14 protein-coding genes and 2 pseudogenes are annotated in these 22,854 nt (G+C 61.6%); 14 read left to right on the top strand and 2 right to left on the bottom strand.

From position 1 onward, the window contains the following. Positions 1-154: 154 nt before the first annotated feature. A complete protein-coding gene (locus Q7C20_RS19850; RefSeq protein ID WP_375069662.1) occupies positions 155-784 on the bottom strand; it encodes a DNA-3-methyladenine glycosylase I in 630 nt (209 codons plus the stop codon). Positions 785-1,016: 232 nt separating this feature from the next. Here Q7C20_RS19850 and Q7C20_RS19845 point away from each other — a divergent pair. The 3 genes and pseudogenes from Q7C20_RS19845 to Q7C20_RS19835 form a co-directional block, all read left to right on the top strand. Further along, positions 1,017-2,320 (top strand): annotated as a pseudogene (locus Q7C20_RS19845) (C4-dicarboxylate transporter DctA). Between the two features lie 170 nt (positions 2,321-2,490). Beyond that, positions 2,491-3,192: a FadR/GntR family transcriptional regulator gene (locus Q7C20_RS19840; RefSeq protein WP_375069660.1), complete on the top strand. Its 702-nt coding sequence runs from the start codon at positions 2,491-2,493 to the stop codon at positions 3,190-3,192. A gap of 17 nt (positions 3,193-3,209) precedes the next feature. Continuing rightward, a pseudogene (locus Q7C20_RS19835) lies at positions 3,210-3,335 on the top strand (GntR family transcriptional regulator); the annotation flags it as partial. Between the two features lie 215 nt (positions 3,336-3,550). Here the strand turns inward: Q7C20_RS19835 and Q7C20_RS19830 are convergent. Next, positions 3,551-8,419 carry an NAD-glutamate dehydrogenase gene (locus Q7C20_RS19830; protein ID WP_375069658.1) on the bottom strand — a complete coding sequence of 1,623 codons (4,869 nt, stop codon included), beginning with the start codon at positions 8,417-8,419 and terminating at the stop codon, positions 3,551-3,553. Positions 8,420-8,909: 490 nt separating this feature from the next. Between Q7C20_RS19830 and Q7C20_RS19825 the strand changes: the two genes are divergently transcribed. From Q7C20_RS19825 to Q7C20_RS19775, 11 genes are all read left to right on the top strand, one after another. Further along, positions 8,910-9,263, top strand: coding sequence for a hypothetical protein (locus tag Q7C20_RS19825; protein WP_375069656.1), 354 nt, complete (start codon positions 8,910-8,912; stop codon positions 9,261-9,263). A 279-nt stretch (positions 9,264-9,542) separates the two neighbouring features. Continuing rightward, positions 9,543-10,502, top strand: a complete 960-nt coding sequence (locus Q7C20_RS19820; protein ID WP_003174327.1) for a MoxR family ATPase — start codon at positions 9,543-9,545, stop codon at positions 10,500-10,502. 5 nt (positions 10,503-10,507) lie between these two features. Then, the gene (locus Q7C20_RS19815) at positions 10,508-11,440 is read left to right on the top strand and encodes a DUF58 domain-containing protein (protein WP_375069653.1); all 933 of its coding nucleotides are present in this window, start codon (positions 10,508-10,510) and stop codon (positions 11,438-11,440) included. Beyond that, the gene (locus Q7C20_RS19810; RefSeq protein ID WP_375069651.1) at positions 11,437-11,931 is read left to right on the top strand and encodes a DUF4381 domain-containing protein; all 495 of its coding nucleotides are present in this window, start codon (positions 11,437-11,439) and stop codon (positions 11,929-11,931) included. The genes Q7C20_RS19815 and Q7C20_RS19810 overlap by 4 nt, the downstream gene beginning before the upstream one ends. After that, positions 11,924-13,012 (top strand): VWA domain-containing protein, encoded by a 1,089-nt coding sequence (locus Q7C20_RS19805; protein ID WP_375069649.1) that lies wholly within the window; start codon positions 11,924-11,926, stop codon positions 13,010-13,012. Before Q7C20_RS19810 ends, Q7C20_RS19805 begins: the two co-directional genes overlap by 8 nt. Then, positions 13,009-14,748 carry a tetratricopeptide repeat protein gene (locus Q7C20_RS19800; protein ID WP_375069647.1) on the top strand — a complete coding sequence of 580 codons (1,740 nt, stop codon included), beginning with the start codon at positions 13,009-13,011 and terminating at the stop codon, positions 14,746-14,748. Before Q7C20_RS19805 ends, Q7C20_RS19800 begins: the two co-directional genes overlap by 4 nt. Further along, positions 14,745-16,385, top strand: coding sequence for a BatD family protein (locus tag Q7C20_RS19795; protein ID WP_375069645.1), 1,641 nt, complete (start codon positions 14,745-14,747; stop codon positions 16,383-16,385). Before Q7C20_RS19800 ends, Q7C20_RS19795 begins: the two co-directional genes overlap by 4 nt. Positions 16,386-16,837: 452 nt before the next feature. Further along, a complete protein-coding gene (locus Q7C20_RS19790) occupies positions 16,838-17,137 on the top strand; it encodes a DUF6124 family protein (protein ID WP_375069644.1) in 300 nt (99 codons plus the stop codon). 174 nt (positions 17,138-17,311) lie between these two features. Beyond that, on the top strand, positions 17,312-18,553 hold the full coding sequence (locus Q7C20_RS19785; RefSeq protein ID WP_348060331.1) for an exonuclease SbcCD subunit D C-terminal domain-containing protein: 1,242 nt from the start codon (positions 17,312-17,314) through the stop codon (positions 18,551-18,553). After that, entirely contained in the window at positions 18,550-22,188 is a 3,639-nt protein-coding gene (locus Q7C20_RS19780) for an AAA family ATPase (RefSeq protein ID WP_375069643.1), read from the top strand. Before Q7C20_RS19785 ends, Q7C20_RS19780 begins: the two co-directional genes overlap by 4 nt. Beyond that, positions 22,185-22,778, top strand: a complete 594-nt coding sequence (locus Q7C20_RS19775; protein WP_375069642.1) for a glutathione S-transferase — start codon at positions 22,185-22,187, stop codon at positions 22,776-22,778. The genes Q7C20_RS19780 and Q7C20_RS19775 overlap by 4 nt, the downstream gene beginning before the upstream one ends. Positions 22,779-22,854 lie beyond the last annotated feature (76 nt).

The raw sequence follows: 22,854 nt of genomic DNA, 5'->3' as shown, positions 1-22,854 counted from the left end.
GAGTGGTGGGGCGAAGACCTTTTGGTTACTTTTGGGGCGTTTGCCAAAAGTGACCCGCTGTAAGAGCGGAACCGATTTCAGCCATCACCCAAATAACGGATATGTACCCCGAAAGCCCGAAAGCCCACGCTTCAACCCGCGTAAAACCCCAAACTCACGGACGCCTGAACCGGCTGCGCAAAGCCTCAACCCGCAGCCTGCAAACGCACCCTTCAAGATGATCATTCACCATCCCCATCGCCTGCATCAACGCATACAGGGTCGTCGGCCCAACATACGTCCAACCGCGTTTCTTAAGGGCCTTCGACAACCTGACAGAAGCCGCCGACGTCGGGTTACCCGACCAATACGCCATATCCACCACCGCCGGGCGCTCTTCGTCGCTGGGCTCAAACCCCCACAACCACCGCGCCAGCGAACCCGTCTCATCCACCAACTCACACGCCCTGCGCGCATTGTTGATGGTCGAAACAATCTTCGCCCGATTACGCACAATCCCCGAATCCTGCATCAACCGCTCGATATCCCCCTCGCCATACATCGCCACCTTGCGAAAATCAAACCCCTCAAACGCCAGCCGAAAACGCTCACGCTTGCGCAAAATCGTGATCCACGCCATGCCCGCCTGAAACCCCTCCAGGCAAATCTTCTCGTACAGCTGAATATCATCCGCCACCGGCACGCCCCACTCGTGGTCGTGGTAACGCGGGTATTCCGCCGCCGCCGTGCGCCAGATGCAATGAACTTGCCCCGTTTCGTCAGTGGTCAGTCCCGGTGTGTCCATCCATCACCTCGCCTATCAAGGCGCAGATCATAAGCGAAAAAATTTGCAGGCCGCCAACCGCTCAAGCCTAACCCTTCGCGAGCAACTGGTCAGACCGGGGCGTGCCCAACGCCGAATATTTGCTTGTGATTTCAAAAAAGCCAAGCTTAGACTGGCCGCGCACTGGACTTACCGGTAAGACCACAACAATTAAGCCCTGGAACCACCAGGGCACCGAATAGAGATCCTTCCCATGCTCAGATGGTGCTCGCGTTCGATTTTCCTGCAAGTCGTGATCGGCCTGATCCTTGGCATCGTCTGCGGCCTGGCCCTTCCCGAATTCTCCTCGCAACTCAAACCCCTGGGTGATGGCTTCATCAAGCTGATCAAAATGCTGATTGGCCTGATCGTGTTCTGCGTGGTGGTCAGCGGTATCTCCGGCGCCGGCGACTTGAAGAAAGTCGGGCGCATCGGCCTCAAGTCGGTGATCTATTTTGAAGTGCTGACCACCGTGGCCCTAGTGATCGGGCTGCTCATGGCCTTCAGCACCGGCATCGGCCAAGGCGCGAATATTCATCTGGATCAGCTGTCGTCTGCCGGCCTTAATGAGTTGGCCGACAAGGGCCATCATCTTCGCGGCACCAGTCAATTCCTGATGGACCTGATCCCCAACTCGGTCATCGGCGCCTTTGCCGACAACAACGTGCTGCAAGTGCTGTTGTTCTCGGCAAAGGCGCTCTGAACCTGGTGGGTGAAGCGGCGTCGGGCATATCACGGCTGATCAACGAATTGAGCCATGTGATCTTCCGCATCATGGGCATGATCGTGCGCCTGGCACCGATCGGTGTATTCGGTGCGATCGCTTTTACCACCAGCACCTATGGTCTGAATTCGCTGCAGCACCTGGGCAGCCTGGTGGGTTTGTTCTACCTGACCTGTTTCGTCTTTGTCGCAGTGATTCTGGGCCTGGTGATGCGCCTGTCCGGCCTGCGCATGTTGCCGCTGCTCAAGTACCTGCGCGAAGAGCTGCTGATCGTGATGGGCACCGCCTCCTCGGACGCCGTGTTGCCCCAGATCATGCGCAAGCTTGAACACCTCGGCATTGGCAGCTCCACCGTGGGCCTGGTGATTCCAACGGGCTATTCATTCAACCTCGATGGTTTCTCGATCTACCTGACACTGGCTATCGTGTTCATCGCCAACGCCACCGGCACGCCGCTGTCGATGACCGACCTGATGACCATTTTGCTGGTGTCGCTGATTACCTCCAAGGGCGCCCACGGCATCCCGGGGTCTGCGTTGGTGATCCTCGCCGCCACACTCACCGCCATCCCGGCGATCCCTGTAGTGGGCCTGGTGCTGGTGTTGGCAGTTGATTGGTTCATGGGCATCGGTCGTGCGTTGACCAACCTGATCGGCAACTGCGTCGCTACCGTCGCGATTGCCCGTTGGGAAAAAGACATCGATATCCAGCGTGCCAACAAGGTGCTCGACGGCCAGCAAGGGTATGCCTTCCAGGCCAGGAAACCGGTGGTGCCGGCGCATCAGGAGTTCTGAGCAATTTCAAATGCGACCCAAATCAAATGTGGGAGCGGGCTTGCTCGCGAAGGCGGTGTGTCAGCTTGCACCTCGGGTGACTGATGCACCGCTTTCGCGAGCAAGCCCGCTCCCACAGGGGAATGTCGCCGGTATAACCAATGCATTTTCAACTTAAAGGAGGCGTATACGTGATCAGCACCTCAACAGTCGTCAATTCAGTCGTAGAAAAACTCCGCGCCGCTCTGGCGCGGGGCCAGTGGCGCCGGGGCGAAATGCTCCCCGGCCAACGTGAACTTGCCGAACAAATGGGCATCAGTCGCCCCAGCCTGCGTGAAGCCGTGATCGTGCTGGAAACCCTCGGCTTGGTGCGCTCCATGCCCGGCAAGGGCGTGGTGGTACTCGAAACCAGCATCAGCGAGCCGCAGTCCAGCGACGCCGTAGCCGACGCCAGCCTCGAAGACATCCTGCAACTGCGCTACACCCTCGAACCGTTCATTGTCGGCCTGGTCGCCCAGTCCATCAGCAGCAAGGAAGTCGGCCAACTGCGCCTGACCCTGATGGACATGCGCGAAGCCCTCGACGCCGGCGACGCCGAAGCCGGCATGAACGCCTACATCGGCTTCCACGAAGAACTGTTCGCCCTGACCTCCAACCCGATCTTCCAGAACGTGGTGCAACAGACCAGCAACGCCCTCAAGCAAAGCGCCCACGTGCTGCGCAACTCCCCCGAACATCTGGCCGAACGCCTGCAGGAAAACGACGCCGTGGTGCGCGCTATCCGTGACAAAAACAGCGCCCTGGCCAGTGCGCAAATGCGTCGGCACATCCTTCAGGAAGGCCTGCGCATGGGCATTCGCTTGAACATCCCGGACGACCATCTGGGCAGCTGACTTTTTGGAGACAGGCCATGACCGCTCACGCCCTGCAACGCAAGCCCGTCGTCGCCAGCCTGCCCGCCATGCGCCTGGTGGCCGGTAAAAAACCGTCGATGGACGACATCTACCCGCGCCTGTTCGACGCCATACTCGAACAGCACTCGTAAAACACCACTGCACCTAAGTGAATGAAGATCAAAATGTGGGAGCGGGCTTGCTCGCGAAGGCGGTGGGCCAGTGAATAAATAATTGACTGACACACCGACTTCGCGAGCAAGCCCGCTCCCACATGTGCCCTTCAGTGTTTGATAAATCGCGTTCAACAAAAAGCCCCCGCATCTCACGATACGGGGGCTTTTGTTTTACCGCTTGATCACACCGGTGGCAGCACCGACTGACCACTCAACGCAAGGTCGAGCAACTCACGGTTGGCCACCGCGTACATGGCGTAGTCCGTGCCGACTGCGGCACGAATTTCCACCATCATTGCGACCCAACGATCAGCCATGTCTTTGTGCTGCTCAAGCCACAGGGCAACGCGGGCTTCCATGTCTTGTGGCGCGTCGGCCATTTGCAGAACCGAAATGGTGATCGCCCGTTGCTGCCAGTCCACGTCGTCGCGGAAGGCTTCGCGGGCCTGGGCTTGCCAGTTGTTGGCCACTGGCAGATCGCTGATCTGCTGCAGGTACCACGGCAAGTCCAGGGCGCTGCCGACGGCGAAGTAGGCCTTGGCCACTTCGGCGGCGTCATGCCCGGTTACGTCAGCGGCCTCGATGATCGGCAGCAAGGTGTACAGGTGAGTAGTGCCTGCAACCATGCGCGCCAACAACTCCGGTACGCCAGCCTCGGTGTAAGCCTTGTAGCGGTTCTGCCAGCCTTCGCGGGTCGGGCCTTCCAGCAGTTCGTCGAGCTTGAGGCCCAACGCAGCCAGGTGTGGACCGAAGTGTGCGGTGTCACGGCCAGCATCCTGCTCGTTGCGACGGCTGCGCAGGAACCAGCGCGTGGCGCGGCGACCCAGGCGCATCAGCTCGTCCATCAGCTCCAGTTGCACATCAGCGGAGACCTGGTGGTCCAGGGCTTCGATCTGACGGAACCAGTGCGGGAGATGGAAGATGTCACGCACGATCACGTAAGCACCGGCCACGTTCGCCGGGGTCATGCCGGTCGACTCTTTGAGTCGTTGAACGAAGGTGATGCCCATGTGGTTGACCAGATCGTTGGCGATCTGGGTGCTGACAATTTCGCGCTTCAAGCGATGGCGACGCATGGCCTCGCCGAACTTGGCAACCAGGCTCGGCGGGAACGCGGTCTCCATGTCACGGGTCAGGTAGTCGTCATCCGGTACCTGCGACTTGATCAGCGCTTCCTTGAGGTCGATCTTGCTGTACGAGATGAGCACCGACAGCTCCGGACGGGTGAGGCCCTTGCCATTTGCGGCGCGCTCGACGAGCTGCTCCTCGGTCGGCAGGTACTCGATGGCGCGGTCCAGTTTGCCACGGCCTTCCAGGTCGCTCATCAGGCGCTTGTACTCGGCAGCACGCTCGTAGGCACGGCGCGCGGCCAGGGACAGGGCCTGGGTCTGCTTGTAGTTGTTGCCCAACACCAGGCTGCCGACTTCGTCGGTCATGCTCGCCAGCAACTGGTTGCGTTGCTTGTCGGTCATGTCACCGGCCTGCACCACTTCGTTGAGCAGGATCTTGATGTTCACTTCGTGGTCGGAGCAGTCCACGCCACCGGCGTTGTCGATGAAGTCGGTGTTGGAACCGCCGCCATTGAGGCCGAATTCCACACGACCCAGTTGGGTCATGCCGAGGTTACCGCCCTCGCCCACCACCTTGCAGCGCAGCTCGTTACCGTTCACGCGCAGCGCGTCGTTGGCCTTGTCGCCTACGTCGGCATGGCTTTCAGTGCTGGCCTTGACGTACGTACCGATGCCGCCGTTCCACAACAGGTCCACTGGCGCCTTGAGCAAGGCGTTCAGCAGTTCGGTCGGGGTGAGCTTGTCGGCCGAGATGTCGAAGCGCTCTTTCATCTGTGGCGAGATGGCAATGCTCTTCGCGCTGCGCGAGAAGATACCGCCGCCTTCGGACATGATGCTGGTGTCGTAGTCGGTCCAGGACGAACGCGGCAAGTCGAACAGACGCTGACGCTCAACGAAGCTGGTGGCCGGGTTCGGGTTTGGATCAATGAAGATGTGCAGGTGGTTGAAGGCCGCGACCAGTTGCAGCGTCTCGGACATCAACAGGCCGTTGCCGAACACGTCACCGGCCATGTCGCCGACGCCCACCACAGTGATGCTGTCTTTCTGTACGTTGATGCCGCGCTCACGGAAGTGACGCTGCACACCGACCCACGCGCCCTTGGCGGTGATGCCCATCTTTTTGTGGTCGTAACCGGCGGAACCACCGGAAGCGAACGCATCACCCAGCCAGAAGCCGTAGTCGATGGCGATGCCGTTGGCGATGTCGGAGAAGGTCGCAGTGCCCTTGTCCGCTGCTACCACCAGGTACGGGTCATCGTCGTCATGACGCACCACGTTCAACGGCGGCACCAGGGCGCCGTCTTTCAGGTTGTCGGTGATGTCCAGCAGGCCGGAAATGAAGATGCGGTAGCAGGCGATGCCCTCGGCCGCGATTTCGTCGCGGGTGCCGCCCAGTGGCAGGCGACGCGGCAGGAAGCCGCCCTTCGCGCCCACAGGCACAATGACCGAGTTCTTCACTTGCTGGGCTTTTACCAGGCCCAACACTTCGGTACGGAAGTCTTCTTCGCGGTCGGACCAGCGCAGGCCGCCGCGCGCGACGTTACCAAAGCGCAGGTGCACGCCTTCAACCCGTGGCGAGTACACGAAGATTTCAAACTTCGGCACCGGCTTCGGCAGCTCGGGAATCGCATGCGGGTTGAACTTGAAGCTGAAGTACGATTTGTTCTGGCCGTTGGCGTCAGCCTGGTAGAAGTTGGTGCGCAGCGTGGCCTTGATCAGGTCCAGGTAGCGACGCAGGATGCGGTCTTCGTTGAGCACCTGAACGTCGTCCAGTGCCGTCAGAATCGCTTGTTCCAGACGTTGCTGCTTGTCTTCCAGGTCGTCGGCGGTGAGCTTGCGCGCCAGGTAGAAGCGGGTCTTGAACAACCGGGTCAACTCGCGAGCGATGTCGGTGTGGTTGTTCAGGGTGCTGGCGATGTAACCCAGGTCGAAGCCCAGGCGAATCTGCTTGAGGTAACGGGCGTAGGCACGCAACAGCGCGACGTCGCGCCACGGCAGGCCGGCGGTCAGCACAAGGCGGTTGAACGCATCGTTTTCGGCGTCGCCATGCACGATGTGCACGAAGGCGTCCTGCAGGGTGTCGTTGAGCTGTTGGATGTCCAGGTTCACGCCTTCAGCGGCAATGAACGCGAAGTCATGGATCCAGAACTCACGGCCATTGGCGTGACGCAGGCGATACGGGAATTCACCCAGCACACGCAGGCCGAGGTTTTCCAGGATCGGCAACACGTCGGACAGCGCCAGCGGGGTATCCGCGTGGTAGAGCTTGCAATGCAGCTCGCGCTGATCGGAGCCCTGCCCCATTGGCTGATAAAAACTCATCACCAGCGGGTTGGCTTCGGTCAGGCTGTTGAGGTGCTGCATGTCGACCACGGCCGAATGCGCGGCGAAACGCTCGCGGTAGCCGGCCGGGAAGCCTTTCGGGAAGTCTGCCAGCACGTTGGTGCCCTGGGCTTCGCCGAAGCTTTCGACGACGAGGCTTGCGTAGTCGTCCTGCCAGCTGCGGCAGGCCTGCACCACTTCTTTTTCCAGCTGCAGCGGGTCGATGTCCAGACGCTTCTTCGGGTCAACCCGCAGAATCAGCTGCACACGGGCCAGTACGGATTCGGAGAAGAACGTCCAGAATTCGCAGTCCGAGGCTTTCAGGCGATCCATCAGCACTTGCTGGATCTTCTGGCGCACTTCGGTGGAATAGATGTCGCGCGGCACGTACGCCAGGCAGTAGCAGAAACGGCCGTACGGGTCTTTGCGCAGGAACACGCGAATCTTGTTGCGTTCCTGGATCTGCACGATCGACATCACGGTGCTGAACAGCTCGTCGACCGGGGTCTGGAACAGGTCATCACGGGGCAACACTTCAACCACCTGGGCAAGCTCTTTGCCCAGGTGAGCCTTGGCCTGGAAGCCCGAACGGCGTTCGATCTCCGCGACCTTGCGACGGATATAAGGAATCACCCGCACGCTTTCGCCGTACACCGAGGAGGTGTAGAGGCCCATGAAACGGCATTCCTTGATGACCTTGCCGTCGGCATCGATCTGGCGGATCGACACGTAGTCCGGGTAAGCCGGGCGGTGCACGCGGCTTGGGTGTGCAGCCTTGGCGAACGACAGCACGGCCGGCTCACGCAGGTAGGAGACGGCGTAGTCTTCAATGCGCAGGTCGTCGGCGGTGAGGCCGGGGCGCAGCAGTTTGGTCAGACCGAGGAAAGAGCTGGCGTCATATTCGATATGACCGCCGTCCGCCTCGTCACGTACCACAAACTCTTCATAACCGAGGAAGGTGAAGTGGTTGCCCACCAGCCATTCCAGGAAGTTCTTGATCTCGGCTTGTTCTTCGCCGTCGATGCTGAACGGGCTGGCGTCGATACCGGCCAGCAGCTCCTGAACCTTGGCTTTCATGGGTTCAAAGTCGGCCACGGCCACGCGCACTTCGCCCAGCACTTGCTCAAGCTCTTTGCTCAGCACGTTCAGTTCGGCGGCATTGGCGCAGCGGTCGATTTCCAGGTACATCAGCGATTCTTGCTGGATGCCATCGCCCTGAGTGCCTTTTGGCAAGATTTCCAGCAACTCGCCCTTCTTGCCACGGCGCACGCTGAGTACGGTGGTTTGCAGGGTATGGATGCTGTAGCCGCGACGGTTCAGCTCGGTACGCACCGAGTCCACCAGGAAGGGCAAGTCATGGTGCAGCACTTCGACGGCCGTGTGGGTCGATTGCCAGCCATGACGTTCGTAATCGGGGTTGTAGACCCGCACTTGCGGTTGGGCGTGATCAAAGCGCTCAAGCAGGCGCCAGGCAGACAAGGTGCAACCGGCCAGGTCGGAAAGGCGACGCTGGGTCAGTTCGTCCAGGGAAATAATGCCGAAAAATTGCTCAGCGAACAGCGCCACTTGTGGCAGTGCCTGTTCACTGATGTGCTGCGCCAGTGCCGCTTGCAGTTGATGCTGGAAGTCGGCCTTGCTGGCTGCGGTGAAGAACGCCATCTGTGGTACTCCGCTTGGGCTTGTTATTGATGAAAGCGTCGCGTGTTATCCCCTTGCGGGGAGACCGTCAGCTCTGTTCGCCGGTAATGATAGAAGCACGATAGCGAATCGGAGTGACAGGTGGGTGAAGCTGGAAGATACAGTCAGGTCACATACATCTTCCACAGGATGCGCACCTTGCCAGGTGACGGTACGACGGGCAGGTCAGGCGCCCGGCACGTGCACATCCGTTGCGCAGCTTAACGAGTGTAGGAAGCCAGCTGCTTGCGACGCTGCGACATATTCGGTCATCGGTACGCAGGCTGGGGGTGGCGATTGGCGCAACCGGAAAATTCCCGAGACGAAACCGGCAACTTTCATGCTTACGAGTACCCGAAGTGACCGATACAGCCCGTCAGGTCATGCAGTGGGTCTGACACAGGATGCAGCACAAAATTCGCTGCAATGGCACAATTGCGCGCATTACGCCCTACCCCAAGCAGGAATTACCATGCTGAAACTGAACACTGACGCACTGATGGCCACACCGTGCGACGACGAAGAAGACAACATGGCCATGCTTTGCTGCCATGGCAAAAATGGCGAGATGTTCATGCTGACCCGCTACCCGGACGAAGAGGAAGTGGAGCTGACCTGGGACTACGAACCATCGACCCTGGATGGGCTGAAGGTCACATTGAGCGCTACGACGCTGTTGGTAGAACTGGCTGCCGGCGATGCCGATGCACTGGGCGGCAAGGACCAACTCGAAATCACCCATGCCACCTCCGCGTCGGATTTGGCTGAAGTTGAAGAAACCTTGCAGAACATTCTCGAAGGCACCGGTACCTTTACCCGGATCTGAATGCGCCGAAGATCAAACGTGGAAGCTGGCTTGCCGGCGATGCTGGCGACTCGGCCCTTCAGATGGACCCAGTTGATGCCATCGCAGGCCAGCCAGCTCCCCCATAAACAGCGCAAGTCTCAGCACCATTTGTGCTAAACACACAAAATTCCTACAAGTTTTCCTTAAAATACCCCCCGCGCGGTTAGTCGCTGCACCCCGCGATGCATTAAAGTAAGCCCCCCAGGCCCGGCGTTTTTTTCTCGACGCCAGGCCTCATCTTTCCAGGAACCGTCATCGATGGAACATCGTGAAGCGCTGCTTGCGCTGCGAACCTTTCTTTCCACGCAGATTCTCGGCCAGGAAAAACTCATCGATCGCCTGTTGATCGCGCTGCTCGCCGACGGCCATATGCTGGTCGAAGGCGCGCCGGGCCTGGCCAAGACCAAAGCCATCAAAGAGCTGGCGGAAGGTATCGAAGCGCAGTTCCATCGCATCCAGTTCACCCCCGACCTGCTCCCCGCCGACATCACCGGCACCGAGATCTATCGCCCGGAAACCGGCAGTTTCGTATTCCAGCAAGGCCCGATCTTCCACAACCTGGTGCTGGCGGACGAAATCAACCGTGCCCCGGCCAAGGTGCAATCGGCGTTACTGGAGGCCATGGCCGAGCGCCAGGTCAGCGTCGGGCGCAGTACGTACGACCTGTCGCCGCTGTTTTTAGTGATGGCCACGCAAAACCCGATCGAGCAGGAAGGCACCTACCCGCTGCCCGAAGCCCAGCTCGACCGCTTCCTGATGCACGTAAAAATCGGCTTCCCGGACGCCGCTGTTGAGCGACGCATCCTGCAACAAGCCCGTGGCGAAGCCCTTAACGGCGAGACCAAGCCCGAGCGCCGCGTCAGCCAACAAGCCATCTTTGCCGCGCGCAAGGAAATCCTTGGCCTGTACATGGCCGACGCCGTGGAGGAATACCTGGTGCAGCTGGTCATGGCCACGCGCACCCCAGCCAAATTCGACCCGGAAATGGCCGAATGGATTGCCTACGGCGCCAGCCCGCGCGGCTCCATCGCCCTCGACCGCTGCGCCCGCGCCCATGCCTGGCTGGCCGGTCGCGACTTCGTCAGCCCGGAAGATATCCAGGCCGTGCTGTTCGACGTGTTGCGTCACCGCATCATTCTGTCGTTCGAAGCCGAAGCGGCGGGCATCGACCAGGACCGCGTGGTGCAACGCATTCTTGACGTCGTTGCCGTCGCTTGAACCCCATGAACGCAAGCGATGGAATCCGCGTCACACTCAGCGAATTGATTGAGATGCGCCACCGCGTGCGCGAAGTGCAGCTGTTTTCCACCCCCAGCCAGCGCAGCCCGCTGATTGGCCTGCACCACTCCAAGTTGCGCGGGCGGGGTGTGGATTTCGACCAGGTGCGCGTGTACCAGGCCGGCGACGATGTGCGCACCATCGACTGGCGCGTCACCGCACGTACCCAGGAGCCGCACACCAAGCTGTTCCACGAAGAACGCGAACGGCCGATTTTTATCATGGTGGAGCAAAGCTGCCGGCTGTTTTTCGGCTCCGGGCAAATGTTCAAATCTGTGCTGGCGGCCCAGGCGGCCAGCCTGATCGGCTGGGCGGCGCTGGGGCATAACGACCGCGTCGGCGGGTTGGTATTCGGCGACAGCGAGCACTACGAAATCAAACCCCGGCGCAGCAAGCAAAGCCTGCTGCAACTGCTTAACCGCTTGGTGCGCGTCAACCAAAGCCTGAACACCGAAAGCCTCCCGGAAGCCGACGCCTTGGGCATGGCCTTGCGCCGTGGCCGTGAAGTGCTGCGCCCCGGCAGCCTGGTGATTGTGATCTGCGATGAACGCGCCCTTACCGAAGGCGCCGAGCAACAGCTGAGCTTGCTGTCGCGCCATTGCGACTTGCTGTTGCTGCCGATCTCCGACCCGCTCGACCACGCCCTGCCTGCGGCCGGGCTGCTGCGTTTTGCGCAAAGAGGTGCGCAACTGGAACTGGATACACTCAACTTCGAACTGCGCCAAGCCTACAAAGCCCAAGCCGAAGCCCGCATTGCCCGCTGGGAATGGCTCGCACAGAAACTTCGAATTCTATTGATGCCGCTTAGCACCCAAAGCGAAATGGTTGAGCAACTGCGCGAATACCTTAACCCGCAGCGCCCGGTTAAAAAGCAATGAGCAGCCTCGACCAACTGCAACCGCTGATCGCACCGCCGTCGATTAGCTTTTGGCCGCCTGCGCCCGGCTGGTGGCTGTTATTGCTGCTGATTCCGCTGATCGGTTGGGGGCTGTGGTGGCTGCGCCGCTTTCTGCCAAAACGCCAACCTGTGGCCCGTGCCGAACAGCCCCTCGACCCGCTGCGCATCGCCGCCCTCGCCGAGTTGGCGCTGATGCCCAAACCCTACGATGGCGCCCCCGCCGGTGCCTGGCTGCAACAGCTCAATGGCCTGCTCAAGCGCCTGTGCCGCAACGACTACCCCTACAGCCAGAGCCATACCCTCAACGGCCGCAAATGGCTGGCGTTCCTCGATAACCGTTGCCCGGCAGCAGGCCTGACGCGCTGGATGGTACTGGTGGAGGGCGCCTACAAGCCCGAATGCAAACTTGACGACAAGGCCATCGCCGGCTTGACCCAAGCCATCGACACCTGGATTCGCAAACATGTTTGAGTTCGCCTGGCCGTGGATCTTCGCCCTGTTGCCACTGCCCTGGATAATGCGGCTCGTGTTGCCGGTGGCCGACAGCGGCGAGCCCGCGCTGAACGTCAGCTACCTCGCCGACCTCGAAGGACTCGCCCGCCGCCGTGCCCGCGCCAACTTGCCCGGCTGGCGCCAGCAAGCGCCGTTTGTGCTGATGTGGTTGCTGTTGCTGACCGCCGCCGCACGCCCGGAATGGCTCGGCGAACCCTTGCCGATTGCCGCCAGTGGCCGCGATTTGCTGGTGGCGGTGGACGTGTCCGGTTCCATGGATTTCCCCGACATGCACTGGCAGGACGAAGACGTCAGCCGCCTGAGCCTGGTGCAGCACTTGCTCGGCGACTTCCTGGAAAGCCGCGAAGGCGACCGCGTGGGCCTGATCCTGTTCGGCAGCCAGGCCTACCTGCAAGCACCGCTGACGTTCGACCGCAGCACCGTGCGCACCTGGCTGGATGAAGCGCGTATCGGCATCGCCGGCAAAAACACCGCCATCGGTGATGCCATCGGCTTGGCGCTCAAGCGTCTGCGCCAGCGCCCGGCGCAAAGCCGCGTGCTGATCCTGGTCACCGATGGCGCCAACAACGCCGGCCAGATCGACCCGCTGACCGCCGCCCGCCTGGCCGCCGAAGAGGGCGTAAAAATCTACCCGATTGGCATCGGCGCGGACCCAGAGGAAACCGGCTCGTTAGGCATCCTCGGCGTCAACCCGAGCCTGGATCTGGACGAACCCGCGCTGAAAGCCATCGCCGACGCCACCGGAGGCCGCTACTTCCGTGCGCGCGACGGCGACGACTTGCAAAAAATCAAGGAAACCCTCGACCAGCTCGAACCCGTGGCGCAACAGCCCACCCAGGCGCGCCCGGCCCAGGCGTTGTACAGCGCGCCGTTGGCCCTGGCGCTGATCCTGAGCCTGTTGCTGGTGATTCAGGAGCGCTGGCCCAACAACGCGCTGCAACGTGCCTTCAACAAATTGTCGACCAAGGGGATTTTCCTGCAACAGCACCCTGAATGGCGCCAACGCCTCAAACGCCTGCGTTTGCGGAGGCGTCGATGATCGACCTGTGGCCGCACTTCTTCCGTCCCTGGTGGCTGTTGCTGTTGCCGCTGCTCGGCTGGCTGCTGTGGCAGTTGTGGCACCGGCAAAAACGCGCCGGGCGCTGGCAGATGATCTTGCCGCCGGCCTTTCATGCCGTGCTGCTCAGTGGCGGCAGCGGGCGCGAGAGTAAATCGCCGTGGGTGGTGCTGGGCATCGCCTGGCTGCTGGCCGTGCTGGCCTTGCTCGGCCCCAGTTGGCAGCGGGTTGAGCAGTCCAGCCAAAAACCGTCCGACCCGTTGGTGGTGCTGCTGGAGCTGACCCCGGAAATGCTCGCCACCGACAGCCCGCCCAATCGCCTGGAGCAAGCGCGGCGCAAGCTGTATGACTTGTTACAAGCACGGGATAGCGCGCCGACTGCAATCGTCGTCTATGCCGGCAGCGCCCACACGCTGGTGCCGCTGTCGGACGACCTGGCGACCAGCCGCAACCTGCTGGAAGCGTTGCGCCCCTCGATCATGCCCGAGCCCGGCCACCGTGCCGATCTGGCAGTACAAAAAGCGCTGGTTCTGCTCAAAAGAGGCGGGCTCGGCCAAGGGCGCTTGCTGCTGGTGGGTTCTTCGCTGTCGAAACAGGAACGCCAGGGCATACGCCTGCAACTGCAAGGCGCGCAGGCGCCGACCTTGTCGATCCTCGGCATCGGCAGCCGCGAAGGCACGCCGGTGACCCAGGAAAGCGGCGAGTTCCTCAAGGACGATCAAGGCGCGATTCTGGTACCGCGCCTCGACAGCCCGACGCTCAAGGCCTTTGCCAGCGAAATGGGCGGTCGCTACCGCGCCGCGCGCCTGGACGACAAAGACCTGCGCCAACTCAACCTGCTCGACGGTCCGCAGTCCCTGCGCAACGACGGCCAACTGCTGCACCTCGACACCTGGGCCGACCAGGGTTACTGGCTGCTGCTGCCGCTGTTGCTGCTGGCGGCCTGCGCCGGGCGGCGTGGCTGGCTGTTTTGCCTGCCGCTGTTATTGCTCGGCGCGCCGCAACCTAGCTATGCGTTCGGGCTTCAAGACCTGTGGCTGCGCCCCGACCAGCAAGGCCAATACCTGCTCAAGCACAAACGCCCGGCCGAGGCCGCAGAGCGCTTCGAAGACCCGCAATGGCAAGGCGTGGCGCTGTACGAAGCGGGCAACTATGCCGAAGCCATCAAGCGGTTTGCCCTGAGTGATGACGCCTATTCTCACTACAATCGCGGCAATGCCCTGGCCAAGTCAGGCGAGCTGGAAGCGGCAATCGATGCCTACGAGCAAGCCCTGGAAGCCCAGCCCGACCTGCAACCGGCCCTGAAAAACAAGGCGCTGGTAGAAACCCTGCTACAGGAAAAAGCTCACCCCGAGCCCGAAAACTCTGTCAAAAATGAGGATGACGAAACCACCCAACCCGGCCAAACTGCGCAACCGGGCGCGAGTGGGCAAAGCAACACGGGTGGCGAACAAACCGCCCAAGGCCAGGGCGAGGCCGGCGCCACCGATAGCCAAACCGGCGCCACACCAAAAGCCGGCGGTAACGAGGTGCCAGGCAGCGAGTTGGGCGATGAGCAAACCACGACGCCGCCCTTGCGCCCCGCCGACATGAACATTGATGGAGAACACCGCCAGGCCCTGGAGCAATGGCTGCGGGAGATCCCGGACAACCCCGGTGAACTGCTGCGCCGCAAATTCTGGTACGAACAGCAACAACATCAGGACAAGACTCGATGAGCCGCCGCACCCCCCTTCTGCTTCTGCTCGCGTTATCGGCAGGCTACGCCCAGGCGGCAAACCTGGTGGCCAGCGTCGACCGCAGCCGCCTCAATTCCGGGGAAACGGTGGAGCTTACGGTCGAGTCCAGCGACGTCACCCAGTTCGGCAAGCCTGACCTGTCTCCGCTGGATGCGCAGTTCGAAGTCAGCGGCACACGCCAAATCAACCAACTCACCACCCTGGGCGGCGACAACCACGCCACCACGCGCTGGATCATCACATTGCTGCCCAGGGAAAACGGCACGGTGGTGATCCCGCCGCTGCAAGTGGGCGAACTCAAGACCCAGCCCATCAGCCTGCAAGTGGTCGAAACCGCAAGCCAAAACACCAGCGCCGAACTGGCGCCGGTGTTCATTGAAACCAGCCTCGACCAGAGCAACGTGTACGTCCAGGCCCAGGCCTTATTGACTGTGCGCGTGTATCACTCGGTGTCGCTGTACGACGACAGCAGCCTCACCGCGTTGCAGATTCCGGATGCGCGCATTGAGCAATTGGGCGAATCGCGTACCTACGAGAAAGTCATCAATAGCATTCGTCATGGCGTGATCGAAACCCGTTACGCGATCTACCCGCAGCACAGCGGCGCCGTGATGATTCCGGCGCAAACGTTCAGTGCGACGTTGGTGGAGTCACGCCCAGCGCAGGAAAACACCTTGCAAGGCACCAAGCCGGGCAAGCTGATCCACGTCAGCTCGGCGCAACTGCCGCTGACGGTCAAGCCCAAACCTGAGTTGTACCCCGCCGACGCGCCGTGGATACCGGCGCGCAGCCTCACGCTCAGTGAAGCCTGGAACCCGGAGCCGGACCACGTGCAAGTCGGCGACTCGCTGACCCGCAGCCTCACGGTCAAAGCCGAGGGCCTGTCCAGCGCGCAATTGCCCGCCCTGCCCAGCACCGACATCAATGGCCTGCGCCGTTACCCCGACCAACCGGTACTCGGCAACCAGAACAACGACCGTGGCCTGATCGGCAGCCGTGAAGACCGCGAAGCCCTGGTGCCCACCCGCGCCGGTGCGATCGAGCTGCCCGCGGTGGACGTGGTGTGGTGGAACACCCACGAAGACCACCTTGAACGCAGCAGCCTGCCCGCGCGCACCCTGCAAGTGGCCACCAACCCGAGCCTGGTCGTGGACACGCCCGCCACCCCCACCGTGATCACCGCCCCGGACGATGAGCGCCTGTGGCTGTGGCAACTCAGCACACTGATCTTCGCCTGCACCACCCTGCTCGGCTTCGGCCTGTGGTGGCGCGCGCGCCGGCAACCCGCCGTACAACGCGCCGCGCAAACCGGCCCCAGCCCACGCTCGCTGCTCGACGACCTCAAACGCGCGACACAAGCCAACGACCCCCACGCCACCCGCCAGGCACTCGACGCCTGGGCACGCCAACAACCGGAAACCCTCGCGGCGATGGCGGCGCGCTTTGTGCCGCTGTCCGATGCGCTGGATGGCCTTAACGGCGCGCTCTACAGCGAAGGTGGGCATTTCTGGCTGGGCGAAGACCTGTGGCGCGCGGTGAAAGCCATCCCCGTCGCCGAACGCGAGCAAGACCCAGCCACCGACACCACCAGTTTGCCGCCGCTGTATCCCAAATAACCCCAGACTTTCCTGACACGACAGATCACATGTGGGAGGGGGCTTGCTCCCGATAGCGGTGTATCAGTCAGCTTATCTACCGCTGACCCACTGCTATCGGGAGCAAGCCCCCTCCCACATGGGTTCTGTGTTGCCTGGGCGGACATGCGTTGTTAAAGGCCAGCAGTCCATATCCCTTTAACTTGCAGGAAGTTTCCTAGACAATCCCACGGCCTTGCGCCTGCTCACTTCACTGGCTAGCCTTCGCTCCGTCGCTGCATATCAGCGATCGGGTGTGAGATCCCGTGTAAAGCAGACTTGATGCGCTACATCCGTCTATGGCGGCTGTGTGCGGGCAGACTTCGGTCTGGCCGGGTCCTGCTCTCCGGTATCTCACCCCGCACATAGCTGCCACCTTTTTTGACGTGTGAGATCGGCGAAAAAATGGCTTCAAACCTGAGCAGGTATTCTTCATGAAAAAAATCGTCCCCGACCCACCCCGCATCATCCTCGACCGCGAAATCTTCGAGCGCGCCCTCAGCCATTACCTGCAACCCGACGTGCCGCCCTCCTTCAGCGTGCACCACGACCTCAGCTTCGAGGACGCCCTCGCGCAAATCTGCGACCTGTTGCGCTGCGCCGCCGCCACCGCAGCCGTCTCCACCCAGGAGCTGCTTGGCGATCAACGCCATCTAGCCGGCGCCACCGAACACCTGATCGACAAGGCACAAACCCTGGCCGACCGCGCACTCAACTGCCTGCACGCCGCATAACCCCTGTGGGAGCGGGCTTGCTCGCGAAGGCGGTGTGTCAGAAACAGATGTGCTGACTGACACACCGCCTTCGCGAGCAAGCCCGCTCCCACAGGTGATCTGTGTTGCCTGAAGTACTGCATCTGCTTTTACAGGTAAACTCCCCTCCTTTTCATCTTCTCCACGGAGTTCGCCTTGCGTCTGTTTCACACCTCCGATTGGCACCTTGGGCAAAACCTGCACGGCCAGGAACGCGACTACGAACATGCCTGCTTTCTTGAGTGGCTGCTGGGCCAATTAAAGGCCGAGCGCCCGGACGCATTGCTGATCGCCGGCGATATCTTCGACACGGTCAACCCGCCGCTCAAGGCCCAGGAGCGCTTGTATGACTTCATCATCAGCGCCCACGAACAAAACCCGAAACTGACGATTGTGATGATCGCCGGCAACCACGACTCCGGCTCGCGTATCGAGCTGCCGGCGCCGTTGATGCGCCGCCTGCGCACCCATGCGCTGGGCCGTGTGTTGTGGCTGGATGATGGCCAACTGGATGCCGAGCGTTTGCTGATCCCGCTGCCCGACGCCAAAGGCAAGATCGCCGCGTGGTGCCTGGCACTGCCCTTTTTGCGCCCGGCCGAAGTCACCGGCGCGCACTTGGGCGACGACTACCTGCGCGGTATTGGCCAGGTGCATGAATGGTTGATCGGCGCCGCCAATGCCAAGCGCAAAAGAGGCCAGGCACTGATCGCCATCAGCCATGCGCACATGGCCGGCGGTTCTGTATCGGAAGACTCCGAGCGCAGCCTGATCATCGGCAATGCCGAGGCGTTGCCCGCCAAGCTGTTCGACAAAACGGTCGGCTATGTGGCCCTCGGCCATTTGCACAAGCCGCAAAAGGTCAACGGTGAAGATCGGATTCGCTACAGCGGGTCGCCGATTCCGCTGTCGTTTTCCGAAATCGGCTACAAGCATCAGGTTCTCGACGTGACATTTCAGGGCGAAAGACTCGTCGGCGTCGAACCGCTGTTGATTCCGCGCTCGGTCAACCTGCAACGCCTGGACGCTGCGCCGCTGGCGGACATTCTCAAACAACTGGCCGACTTGCCCGATGTCGACCTGCTGGCCGAGACCCAACGCCACCCGTGGCTTGAAGTGCGCGTGCGCCTCGACGAACCGCAACCGGACCTGCGCCAACAAATCGAAAGCGCCCTGCAAGGCAAGGCCGTGCGCCTGGTGCGTATCGCCGCCGAGTACGCGGGTAAACGCGGCAGCGACGCCACGGACGAAGAGCGCTTGATCGAACTCGACCAGCTCACGCCCCAGGAATTGTTCAGCCGCGCCTGGCAGGACAGTTACGGCAGTGAAGTGGATGAACAAACCTTGAAGGACTTCGCCGTGCTGCTCCAGGAAGTGCAACAGGAGGAGGAACAGCCATGAAGATTCTCGCCATCCGCCTGAAAAACCTCGCCTCCCTCGCAGGCCCGTTCGAGATCGACTTTACCGCCGAGCCCTTGGCCAGCGCCGGGCTGTTCGCGATCACCGGGCCCACCGGCGCCGGTAAAAGCACCCTGCTCGACGCGCTGTGCCTGGCGTTGTTCGGCGCTGTGCCACGCTTGGGCGACACCGGCCAGGCCAAGATGCAGGATGCCGACAGCGACATTTCGATTGGCGACCCGCGCACATTGCTGCGCCGTGGCACCGGCGGCGGTTATGCCGAAGTGGATTTTGTCGGCGTCAGCGGGCGTCGCTACCGTGCGCGCTGGGAAGCCAACCGCGCCCGCGACAAGGCCAGCGGCAAGCTGCAAAACAGCCGGCAAAGCCTGATCGATCTGGACAGCGACCAATTGCTCGCCAGCCAGAAAACCGAATACAAAACCCAGCTGGAACTGGCTCTGGGCCTGAACTTCGAGCAGTTCACCCGCGCGGTGCTGCTGGCGCAAAGTGAGTTCAGTGCCTTCCTCAAAGCCAACGACAATGAGCGCAGCGAACTGCTGGAAAAGCTCACGGACACAGCGCTGTATACGCAGCTCGGTCGCCGCGCGTTCGACAAGGCCAAAGATGCCAGGGACGCCCACAAGCAGCTGCAAGACCAGGCCACCGGCGTGGTGCCCTTGGCCGCCGAAGCCCGCGCCGAACTGGATCAGCAATTGGCCGAGGCTCAGCAGCAGTTCAAAACCCAGCAAGCGCAACTTAAACAGCTGGAGCTGCAGCACACCTGGCTCAAGGAACTGCGCGAATGGCAGGATCGCCAGCTCAGCGCAACCGAACAGCTACAACGGGCGCAGGCCGATTGGGAGCAACAGGGCCAGCAACGTCAGGACCTGAGCCGTCTGGACCAACTGGCACCACAACGCCATCACTTTGCGCGTCAGGCCGAACTCGGCACCTTGCTCACGCCCCTCGCCGCACAGATTCAACAGCACATTGAGCAGCAAACCACGCTGCTTACCCGGCAGGAACAGGCACAACAGCAGCTATCGGCGGCGCAGACGGCACTGGCCGACGCCCTGAAAAATCAGGCCGACGCCGTGCCGTTGCTGCGCCAGGCGTTTGAAGAACAAAACACCCTCGCCCACTTGAACAAGGAACTGGCCAAGCGCAGCGAGGAGAAACAGCAACAGGAAGCCGCCTGCGTCGAAGGCCAGGCCTTGCTCAAAGGCTTGCAGCACAAGCAAACCGAAGTTGCCGAGCGCCTGCAACGCCTGGCCGTCGAGCTTGAGCGCAGCGCCGCCCTGGCGCCGCTCAGCGATGCCTGGACGGCCTATCGCGACCGACTGCAACAACTGATGCTGATCGGCAATCGCCTCAACAAGGGCCAGGCCGAACTGCCGCAGCTTGAACACCGCGCAAACGCCGCCGCCGAACAGTTTGCCCAGCAGCGCGAGGCGCTGGAGGTGCTGTATCAAGAAGCCGGTGCCGAGCCCCATGCCGTGGCCGAACAAATCCAGTTGCTGGCCAGCCTGCTGCAAGACAATCGCAAGCAGCAGCGCGCGTTCGAAGAACTCACGCGCCTGTGGGACAGCCAACAACAGCTGGATCAACACGCGGCCTCGTTGACCCAGAAGCTCGCAGACGCTCAGCAACAGCGCGAAAAACTCAACCAGAGCGGCCTGCAAACCAAAGCCGAACTGGCCGTTGCCGAACAAACCCTGACGGTGACCAAGCAATTGCTGGAGCGCCAGCGGCTGGCCCGCAGCGCTAGCGTCGAGGAACTGCGCGAGCAGTTGCAGGATGACCAGCCCTGCCCGGTGTGTGGCAGCCACGAGCATCCCTATCATCAGCCGGAGGCCCTGTTACAGAGCCTCGGCCGCCATGACGAAAACGAAGAGGCCACGGCGCAGAAGGCCGTCGATACCCTTAAGGAAAAACTCACCGACCTGCGCGGTGAAGTCGGTGGCTTGATCGCTCAACAGAAGGAGTTTCTGCAACAGCAGGAACAGTTGGCGGTTCAACAGCAAAGCTTGGCGCCGAGCCTTGAGGCGCATCCGCTGTCTGCCTCGCTGTTCAATCAGGACGCCGCCAAGCGCAGCGCCTGGCTGTCGCAGCAACTGACTCAACTGACGCAAAACATCAGCCAGGATGAGCAACGGCAAGGCGCGCTGCTCAACCTGCAACAAAATGCCGGGCGCCTGCAGCAGCAACTGCACGCCGCCCAGGAAGCCAGCGGGCAAGCCCGTCAATTGCTGGTCGACCAGCAGCGCGAACTGGCCAACGACCGTGAACGTCTTGATGAAGAGCTCAACGCTTTCACCGGCTTGCTGCCGGCCGAGACGCTGGAAGGCATGCGCAGCGATCCGGCCAACACCTTCATGGCGCTTGATCAGCAAGTCGGTCAGCGTCGTGAACAGCTTGATCGTCAACGCGAGGAGCTGGAAGAGCAGCAGCAACGCCAGCAAACCGTCGATAAAGAACAGAGCAATCAACAGCACCGCCAGCAGCAATTGGACACCGTGCAACTCGCGGTTACCGAGCTGTCGGCGCAGCAACAGGCTGTACAGGAAAAACTCGGCGCCCTGCTCGGCAACCATACCAGTGCCGAACACTGGCAGCAGCAACTCGACGCTGGCGTGGCGCAATCACGCCAAAGCGAGACCGACGCCAACGGGCAATTGCAGGAAATCCGCAACACGCTGATCCAGCTGGCCGCCGACCTCAAGGCCCAGCAGGAGCGCCAACAGGCATTGAACGCCGAGCAACAAACCCTGGAAACCCGAATCACAGAGTGGCGCGCCCAACACCCTGAACTGGACGACGACGGTCTCTCCCGCCTGCTGGCCTTCGATGACGCCCAGGTCAATGAGCTGCGCCAACACGTGCACAGCAGCGAGAAAGCCGTCGAGCAAGCCAACGTCCTGCTGCAAGAGCGCGAACAGCGCCTCGCTGACCACCAGGCGTTGCACAACGGTAACGTGGACGCCGAGCAACTGGACAGTGCGCTGGCAACGCTGAATCAGCAATTGGCCGAGGGCGAGAAACACATCATCGAGCTGCGCGCCCGCCAATCCGAAGACCAACGTCGCCAGGACGCCAACCATGCGCTGGCCGAGCAAATTGCCAGAGCCTATGAACAATGGCAGCGCTGGGCACGGCTCAATGCGCTGATCGGCTCAGCCTCTGGCGACACGTTCCGCAAGATCGCCCAAGCCTACAACCTCGACCTGTTGGTGCATCACGCCAACGTGCAATTGCGCCAACTGGTGCGCCGCTACCGCCTCAAACGGGGCGGCAGCATGCTCGGGCTGCTGGTGATGGACACGGAAATGGGCGATGAACTGCGCTCGGTGCATTCGCTCTCAGGCGGTGAGACGTTCCTGGTGTCGCTGGCGCTGGCGCTGGGTTTGGCATCGATGGCCTCCAGCACCCTGAAGATCGAGTCGCTGTTTATCGACGAAGGTTTCGGCAGCCTGGACCCCGAGTCGTTGCAACTGGCGATGGACGCGCTCGAAGGGCTGCAGGCCCAGGGTCGCAAGGTGGCGGTGATTTCCCACGTGCAGGAAATGCACGAACGCATCCCGGTGCAAATTCAGGTCAAACGCCAGGGCAACGGCTTGAGCACCCTGGAGGTTAAGTGAACGAAGCCCTGCTGTATTCGTTTCGGCGCTGCCCGTATGCAATGCGGGCGCGGTTGGCCTTGCGCTACTCAGGGGTCGCCGTGCGAGTCGTCGAAGTGAGCCTCAGGGCCAAGCCAGCCGAGATGTTGGCACTGTCGCCCAAAGGCACAGTGCCGGTGCTGAGCGTGGGCGGTGTGGTGATTGAGGAAAGCCTGGAGATTATGCAATGGGCGCTGGCGCAGCACGATCCAGAGAACTGGTTGCTGCAAGGCGACCCTGCGGTGCTGGCGCTGATCGCCGAGAATGATCAGTGCTTCAAGTATCATTTGAATCGATACAAGTACGCCGAACGCTACCCCGAACAGCCGATGGAAGCGTATCGGGCCGAGGGCGAGGTGTTTTTGCAGAAGCTGGAGGGGTTGCTGGCGCAGCGGGACTATTTGCTCGCCGAGCATGTGAGCCTGGCAGATGTGGCGCTGGCACCGTTTGTACGGCAGTTCGCACATGTGGATCGCGAATGGTTTGCCGGGGCGCCGTACCTGCGACTGCAAGCCTGGCTACAGCGCTTTCTGGAATCGCCATTGTTCATCGCAGTGATGGCAAAGCCCTGAGCGCAACACAATCAACTGTGGGAGCTGGCTTGCCTGCGATGCCGACAACTCGATCCAACTGAAACACCGAGTCGAT

Source organism: Pseudomonas sp. AMR01, from assembly GCF_041946035.1.
GTDB classification, from domain to species: domain Bacteria; phylum Pseudomonadota; class Gammaproteobacteria; order Pseudomonadales; family Pseudomonadaceae; genus Aquipseudomonas; species Aquipseudomonas antarctica_B.
The sequence above is the reverse complement of the archived record's forward strand: the minus strand, read 5'-3'. Positions and strand labels throughout refer to the sequence as shown.

Bases quoted from the DNA above. Each gene is read 5' to 3' on its own strand.
- Q7C20_RS19815 (WP_375069653.1), top strand. From the start codon at position 10,508: ATGAACGCAAGCGATGGAATCCGCGTCACACTCAGCGAATTGATTGAG.
- Q7C20_RS19800 (WP_375069647.1), top strand. From the start codon at position 13,009: ATGATCGACCTGTGGCCGCACTTCTTCCGTCCCTGGTGGCTGTTGCTG.
- Q7C20_RS19830 (WP_375069658.1), bottom strand. From the start codon at position 8,419: ATGGCGTTCTTCACCGCAGCCAGCAAGGCCGACTTCCAGCATCAACTG.
- Q7C20_RS19795 (WP_375069645.1), top strand. From the start codon at position 14,745: ATGAGCCGCCGCACCCCCCTTCTGCTTCTGCTCGCGTTATCGGCAGGC.
- Q7C20_RS19820 (WP_003174327.1), top strand. From the start codon at position 9,543: ATGGAACATCGTGAAGCGCTGCTTGCGCTGCGAACCTTTCTTTCCACG.
- Q7C20_RS19850 (WP_375069662.1), bottom strand. From the start codon at position 784: ATGGACACACCGGGACTGACCACTGACGAAACGGGGCAAGTTCATTGC.
- Q7C20_RS19805 (WP_375069649.1), top strand. From the start codon at position 11,924: ATGTTTGAGTTCGCCTGGCCGTGGATCTTCGCCCTGTTGCCACTGCCC.
- Q7C20_RS19825 (WP_375069656.1), top strand. From the start codon at position 8,910: ATGCTGAAACTGAACACTGACGCACTGATGGCCACACCGTGCGACGAC.
- Q7C20_RS19790 (WP_375069644.1), top strand. From the start codon at position 16,838: ATGAAAAAAATCGTCCCCGACCCACCCCGCATCATCCTCGACCGCGAA.
- Q7C20_RS19780 (WP_375069643.1), top strand. From the start codon at position 18,550: ATGAAGATTCTCGCCATCCGCCTGAAAAACCTCGCCTCCCTCGCAGGC.
- Q7C20_RS19810 (WP_375069651.1), top strand. From the start codon at position 11,437: ATGAGCAGCCTCGACCAACTGCAACCGCTGATCGCACCGCCGTCGATT.